General features: G+C 41.1%; 3 tRNA genes. All 3 read right to left on the bottom strand.

The window, feature by feature from the left end:
* Nucleotides 1-45 precede the first annotated feature (45 nt).
* The 3 genes from JN080_RS29270 to JN080_RS29280 all read right to left on the bottom strand — a co-directional run bounded on the left by JN080_RS29270 (nt 46) and on the right by JN080_RS29280 (nt 330).
* A tRNA-Leu gene (locus JN080_RS29270) sits at nt 46-132 on the bottom strand.
* Between the two features lie 7 nt (nt 133-139).
* Nucleotides 140-215 (bottom strand) — tRNA-Lys (locus JN080_RS29275).
* Nucleotides 216-254: 39 nt separating this feature from the next.
* Nucleotides 255-330: transfer RNA gene (locus JN080_RS29280), tRNA-Lys, on the bottom strand.
* Nucleotides 331-380 lie beyond the last annotated feature (50 nt).

Below are 380 nucleotides of genomic sequence, written 5' to 3' on the forward strand. Positions count from 1 at the left end.
CAAGGTGATGTTCTACCACTGAACTACTTCCGCATTTTATAAAATTGGTGCGGATGAAGGGACTTGAACCCTTACGGTATTTCTACCACTAGATCCTTAGTCTAGCGCGTCTGCCAATTCCGCCACAACCGCATATAAATGGTGAGCCATGAAGGACTTGAACCTTTGATCCTCTGATTAAAAGTCAGATGCTCTACCGACTGAGCTAATGGCTCATATATGAATATCTTTCATAAAAAGAATAACTTGATTATTGGTGGGCCATGAAGGATTCGAACCTTCGACCCTCTGATTAAGAGTCAGATGCTCTACCAACTAAGCTAATGGCCCAAATTTATCTGTTTTGTGAACAGAAACCTGGTTACTCTCTAATAAATAGG

Origin of the sequence: Bacillus sp. EB600 (assembly GCF_024494385.1) — a bacterium.
In the GTDB taxonomy this organism is placed as follows: domain Bacteria; phylum Bacillota; class Bacilli; order Bacillales; family Cytobacillaceae; genus JAEVLT01.